A 6,229-nucleotide genomic window follows, 5' to 3' on the forward strand; every position below is an offset into this window, starting at 1 on the left:
GTTGGGTCTGCGGCCCGCGACCCGCATCGCGGAGTCGCCGCGGCCGATGCCGCAGACGGTGCGGTTGCCGAACATGTCGTTGGCGACCACGGGGTAGCGTGGCTCGTTCTCGGCCATCTGCCGCAGCGCGTCCTTGCGGTCCCGCTTGGACAGCCGGTCGATGTACAGGTAGCCGTAGAGGTGGTCGGTCTCGTGCTGCAAACACCGTGCGAAGTAGCCGGTGCCGCGGACCCTGACCGGGTTGCCCTGCTCGTCCTGGCCGGTCACCTCGGCGTAGTCGGGACGGACCAGCGGGGCGTACGCCCCCGGCACGGACAGGCAGCCCTCGTTGCTGTCGTCCAGGCGGCGCCGGTCCGCCGGCAGGTCGACCAGCTTCGGGTTGCACACCACGCCGACGTGCCGGACGCCCTCGTCGTCCTGGCAGTCGTAGACGAAGACCTTCAGATCGACACCGATCTGGTTGGCGGCCAGGCCCACGCCCTCGGCGGTGCGCTGGCTCGCGAACATGTCGGCGACCAGCTGCTGGAGCTCCTCGCCGAACTCGGTGACGTCCCTGCACTCCTTGTGCAGCACCGGATTGCCGACGACCGTGACCGGCCGCGAGGTCCCGCGCTCCCGCCAGGCGTTCTCGCGCTCCTCGCAGTCCTCCGTGTCGACGACGTAGCCCTCGTCGTCGACGGGGAGCACGCCCGCGTGCTGCTGATCGGTGTCCTGCTGAGCCATGACCGACGTACGCCTTCCTGCAAGCCTGGAAAATTCTGCGAGTACAGCCTAAAGGCGGCTGGTCACCGGCCGCTCAGCAAACCTCTTCCAGATCCCGCCAGTCCCTGGAGTCCGGGCTGTCCGCGACCCAGCCGTCCAGCAGCCCCCGCACCAGCGCGGCCGGCGCGGCCACCCCGCACTCCCGCTCGGGCACCCACAGCTGCCCGTCCGTGCGGTGCCCCAGCGGGCCGGGGTGCCCGGGCTCGCTGTGATCATGCGGATCCAGATGCACGCCCTCCCCCTCGTCGGACGGCATCCGGGACTCGCTGCACATCCGGCACAGCAGCCGCACCGAGGACGACCAGTCCTCGGCGGCGAACCCGGCGTCCGCCGCGAGCTGCTCCAGCGCGTCCCGGTCCGCCTCGGTGGCCGCCTCCAGCAGAACCACCCAGGTGGGGACGGGCGAGGGCGCCCACAGCTCGATCTCGTCGAAGACCGGGTAGGCGTGCCCGGCGGAGGTGGTGCGCTCGCCGTGCGGGACCCCGTCGTGCAGGACGACCTCGCCCCAGCGCCGTCCGGAGGAGGGAAGCGGGATGGACAGGACCTCGATCCGCGCCGGGTCCAGCCTGCGGCCCCACACCACCTCGGCCTCGCCCTCCGGGGAGAGCCGCACGGCCGCGCTGCCCAGCTCCATGCCGAGCGGTTCACCGGCCGTGGTGGCGCCACCGGGCACCTTCAGCCCGTAGGCCTGCCAGGCCCGGCGGGCCAGCGGCCAGTCCTGCAGGGCGGTGGCGGCGATGCCGACGTTCCACCAGTCGGGCGCGCCGCTCTCCCGGTCGAGCAGGGCGACGGCGCGCAGTCCGGCGGCGCGGGCCTGCTCCCAGTCGTGCCGGAACTTGTGCAGCAGGGCGAGGTTGAACCAGGACTCCGACAGCCAGGGTTCCAGGTCGGCGGCGCGGGTCAGCAGTTCGCCCGCGTCCTCGTACCGGCCGTCGCCGATGAGCGTGAACGCGCGGTCGGTGGCCTGCCGCCAGGAGGCGGAGGGCCGGTGCCTTCCTTTGCCGAAGATCCTCACGATTCCCGCCTGCCAGTTCCAGTTCCGCACAGTGGGCTGGCTTGTGCCCCCGGACACCCTCTCCCTCGCATCCAACCACGTACGCCGGGAAAGGCGCTCATTACCCATGGGTTACCCAGCCCCGGGCGAGGTCAGACAGTGCCGTACGTCTCCCGCCGCCCTCGGCCGGCGCGGCCCCGCGCCACCCGTGCGGCCGGGACAGCACCCGGGCGAGCGACTCCACGACCTCCGGAGCGTAGTCGTCGGCGGTGCCCAGGCGCAGCTCCTCCAGCGCGCGCAGCGGGCCCTCGGGGCCGGCGTCCCGGGTCTTCTCCTCGTACGCGTTCACGACCCGGACGATCCGCGCGGCGGCCGGCTGCTCCCGGTAGGGGTCGGCCTGCCGCTCCACGACGACGGCGACGGCCGCGTCCACCCCGGTCTGCCGGACCACGGCCCCGCCGAGCAGGGCGATGCGCCGCTGCTCCGCCGGGGGCAGCTCGGCGGTGGCCCCGGCCGGGACCGGGTCGACCAGGCTGAGCTGTCCGATGTCGTGCATCAGGGCCGCGTACTCCAGCACGGTCAGCTCGCCCTCGGTCAGGCCCAGGTCCCTGCCGACGGCGAGGCCGAGCGCGGCGACCCGGCGGGCGTGCCCGGCGGGGGTGCAGCCGGCGATCTCGGTGGCGCGGGCGAGGGAGGCGATGGTCTGCCGGTAGGTGGCGCGGACGGCCGCGTACCGGCGGACGGACAGCTGGGTGAGCAGCAGGGGCAGGCAGAACACGGGCAGCGCCCACAGCCCGGCGACGGCGACCGCGAGCGCCATCACCGCGCCGGTCGCGCACACGGCGGAGCCGATGCCGAGCAGCCCGCGCAGCTCCTCGCGCAGCAGCGGGCCGAACGGCCAGCGGGTGCGGGAGTGGGCGAGCGCGGCGGCCAGCACGGCGTCGCACAGCTCGGTGAGGCCGAGCAGGGTGACCAGCAGCAGGGCGTAGCCCGGGCCGCCCCAGGAGGCGAACACGCCCCGGCCGTAGAGGGGTTGGAAGCAGACGGCGGCGAAGCCGACGGTGAGGACGCGGCGGGCCACGTGGTCCAGGGTGGGCGTGCGCCCGCGCCAGATGTGCGGGACGGCGCCGAGCAGCGTGGCGGCGAGGACGACGGTGACGACCTGGGCGGCGTCGTGCCCGCTCGGCCGTCCGGCGTCGGCCCCCAGCAGGGCGTACGACAGCGCTCCTGCGGCTCCCAGGGGCGCGGCCTGCCGTACCTCCACACCGCTCCAGCGGGTCAGTTCGCCGACGGCCGTGAGCACCCCGAAGGCGAGCGCGACAGCCCGGTCGTCCAGGCCGGTCCACAGGGTCCAGGCGAGGGAGCCGGCCACGGTGAGGGCGGCCGCGCCGTGGATGATCCGCAGGGCGGTCATCGGGGCGCCCCGGGCCGGGGGACCGCCTGCTCCCGCGGCGCCGGGCCGTACGCCGGCTCGTCGGCGGTGACCGCGGGGTGCCAGCCGTAGCGGCCCAGGGCCCGGACGAGCGCGGTGACCATGCGGGGGTCGAACTGCGTGCCCGCGCAGCGCTCCAGTTCCGCGACGGCCGTCTCGACCGGCCGGGCCCGGCGGTAGGAGCGGGTGGAGGTCATGGCGTCGAAGGCGTCCGCGACGGCGACGACCCGGGCGCACTCGGGGATCTGGGCGCCGACCAGGCCGTAGGGGTAGCCGCCGCCGTCGAGGCGTTCGTGGTGGTGCAGGATCGCCGCGCGGGCCTCGCCGAGGAAGGAGATCCCGCGGACCATCTCGTGGCCGTACTCGGGATGCAGTTCGATGATCCGCCGTTCCTCGGGGGTGAGCGGTCCGTCCTTGCGCAGCAGCCGGGTGGGGACGCCGAGTTTGCCGACGTCGTGCAGGATGCCCGCGAAGCGCAGCACCTCGACGCGGTCGTCGCCCATGCCGAGTTCACGGGCGATCATCACGGAGGCCTGCCCGACGCGTTCGCTGTGGCCGCGGGTGTAGCCGTCCTTGATGTCGACGGCCTGCACGAGGGCGCGGATGGTGGCCTGGTGGGCGGCGCGTTCGCGGTGGTACTGCGCGAACACCCACCAGGAGACCCACATCGGCAGCAGCACGAGCAGGGCCGCGACCGGGCCGTACGGGCTGCGCCACAGCACGGCCATCATCAGCCCGGCCAGTCCGTGCACCGCGACCGGCGCGAGCGAGCAGGTCGCGGGGCCGCGCCAGGCCTGCCGCGGCGGGACGCCGAGCGCGACCGCGCGGATGCCGCCGTCGAGCACGGTGAGGACCAGGCAGAAGGCGAGCACGGCCGCGCCGGCGGGCAGCAGCGCGTAGGGGAAGTCGGAGGCGACGACGGCGTCCCGGCCGCCGAGGGCCCAGTGCACCCGTGCGGCGCCCCAGACGGCGAGGGCGGGCTGCGCGGCCCGCCACGCGCGCCGCGTCAGCGCGGGCCGGTCCTCGACCGGGGAGAGCAGCGCGGCGGGCAGCGGGACGAGCGCGGCGGCCGGCGGGGCGAGCAGGAACGCCCCGGCGAGCAGGACGGGGTAGAAGGTGCCGCCGAACCGGCGCCGTACGACGTGCTCGCAGGCCGCGTAGAGGGCGGCGAGCAGGGTGAGCGCCCACCAGGGGGTGTGGGTCGCCGGCAGCGGCAGGACGCAGAGCAGGGCCAGCAGGGCGACGCAGGCCACGTAGCCGCGCGCTCTCGCCGGTACCGCCTCCATCGCCCCTCCCCCGACCATGCCTGTCCGGGCTCGGAGCCTAGGGCGGAAATCGGGGGGTCCGGGGCTTATGACCTGAGGATTAGCACGTTCGGGTGATGCGCTCAGCCCTCCTGGGGCGTCGCCGTCACATCGTGCTCGGGCACGGTCTGCCCGGAGCGGATCAGGTCGATCCGCCCCATGACCTTGGACCGCAGGTCGGCGGGCACGTCGTCATGGCCGCAGCACCGCTTGACGAGCTTCTTCACGGCCTGCTCCAGGCCGTACTTCTCCAGGCAGGGCGAGCATTCCTCGAAGTGGTGCTGGAACTTGTCGCGATCGACGTCCGGCATCTCGCTGTCGAGGAACTCGTACAGGTGGTCGAGGACCTCACTGCAGTCCGTCTCGTGCGGCTCTCCGCAGCTCATGAGCCCGAGCCTTTCGCTTCGTTCGACTCCCCGGCGCCCGCCGGGACCAGCCCGCGCTCACGGGCGTAGTCCTCGAGCATGCCGCGCAGTTGACGGCGGCCCCGGTGCAGCCGGGACATCACCGTTCCGATGGGTGTCCCCATGATGTCCGCGATCTCCTTGTAGGCAAAGCCCTCGACGTCCGCGAGATAGACGGCGATGCGGAACTCCTCGGGGATGGCCTGGAGCGCTTCCTTCACGTCCGAGTCGGGCAGGTGGTCGAGCGCCTGCGACTCGGCGGAGCGCAGACCGGTCGACATGTGCGACTCGGCGCGGGCGAGCTGCCAGTCCTCGATCTCCTCCGCGGCGGAGCGCTGCGGCTCACGCTGCTTCTTGCGGTAGGAGTTGATGAAGGTGTTGGTGAGGATCCGGTACAGCCACGCCTTGAGGTTGGTGCCCTCGCGGAACTGGTGGAAGGACGCGTACGCCTTGGCGTAGGTCTCCTGCACCAGGTCCTCGGCGTCGGCCGGGTTGCGCGTCATGCGCAGTGCGGCCGAGTACATCTGGTCGAGGAATTCGAGCGCGTCCCGCTCGAAGCGCGCGGTGCGCTCCGCGGTCGACTCGGAGCTGGTCTCCGTGCCCGTCTCCGCGCTCACGCCCTGGCCCTCGGGCTGCTCCGCCTGGCCGTTGTCGGTCGCGTCGGTACCGGTGACCGGACCCACCTCCTCAAGATCCCGGGCAGGACCGAGACCGATCCCACTCGAATCGGAGGATAGAACACGACCCGTGCCCACCGCCCCTCGAATAGGCGCGGTCCGGGCCGCGTGCAGCACCGTCCAGTCCAGGTCGGCGCGGCGCTCGTGGCTCGGGCAGATGGTCGGACCCATGCGGCGGACTTCCTCTCCCACGACGACTGTGCCGAGGCCTCAGCACTTCTGTCCGCCACAACAGCCATCCACCGTCCGGCATTCCCGCGTCACCGGAGTGACGCGGCCCACTCCACGACACCCCCGGTGACGATCTCCAGGGCCCGCTCCTGGGTGACCGGCGCCCGCTTGGGCACGGCGAACCCGTGGTCGCCGTACGGCACCTCGATCAGCCGGTGGCCGCCGTCGGGGAACTCCTCCGGCTTCCCGAACGGGTCGTTCCCGCCCTGTACGACCAGAGTGGGCACCCCGGCGCCCAGCAGCTCCTCGGCACGCGACTTCTCCGGCCTGCCGGGCGGGTGCAGCGGGAAGCTCAGCGCGAGCACCGCGTGCGCGCCCAGCTCGGTCGCGGTCCGGCAGGCCACCCGCGCGCCGGCGCTCCGGCCGCCGGAGATCACCGGCAGCCCCGGCCCGGCGAGGGCCGGCCACACGCCCCGCCAGCCCAC

At 73.5% G+C, this 6,229-nt stretch carries 6 protein-coding genes and 1 pseudogene; all 7 read right to left on the reverse strand.

The window, feature by feature from the left end; genetic code table 11:
• Positions 1 to 75: 75 nt before the first annotated feature.
• Positions 76 to 723, reverse strand: a pseudogene (gene def / locus ACWEN3_RS38890) (peptide deformylase); the annotation flags it as partial.
• Positions 724 to 796: 73 nt separating this feature from the next.
• Entirely contained in the window at positions 797 to 1,777 is a 981-nt protein-coding gene (locus ACWEN3_RS38895) for a tetratricopeptide repeat protein (protein WP_452981194.1), read from the reverse strand.
• 100 nt (positions 1,778 to 1,877) lie between these two features.
• Positions 1,878 to 3,170, reverse strand: coding sequence for an HD-GYP domain-containing protein (locus tag ACWEN3_RS38900; protein WP_452981183.1), 1,293 nt, complete (start codon positions 3,168 to 3,170; stop codon positions 1,878 to 1,880).
• Positions 3,167 to 4,474, reverse strand: a complete 1,308-nt coding sequence (locus ACWEN3_RS38905) for an HD-GYP domain-containing protein (RefSeq protein ID WP_452981186.1) — start codon at positions 4,472 to 4,474, stop codon at positions 3,167 to 3,169. Before ACWEN3_RS38905 ends, ACWEN3_RS38900 begins: the two co-directional genes overlap by 4 nt.
• 101 nt (positions 4,475 to 4,575) lie before the next feature.
• Positions 4,576 to 4,878, reverse strand: a complete 303-nt coding sequence (gene rsrA, locus ACWEN3_RS38910; protein WP_452981189.1) for a mycothiol system anti-sigma-R factor — start codon at positions 4,876 to 4,878, stop codon at positions 4,576 to 4,578.
• A complete protein-coding gene (locus ACWEN3_RS38915) occupies positions 4,875 to 5,579 on the reverse strand; it encodes a sigma-70 family RNA polymerase sigma factor (protein ID WP_452981197.1) in 705 nt (234 codons plus the stop codon). Before ACWEN3_RS38915 ends, rsrA begins: the two co-directional genes overlap by 4 nt.
• Positions 5,580 to 5,833: 254 nt before the next feature.
• Positions 5,834 to 6,229, reverse strand: a 396-nt coding sequence (locus ACWEN3_RS38920; RefSeq protein WP_452981192.1) for an alpha/beta hydrolase family protein, incomplete at its 5' end; no start/stop codon positions are given.

It is taken from the genome of Streptomyces sp. NPDC004561 (assembly GCF_053602155.1).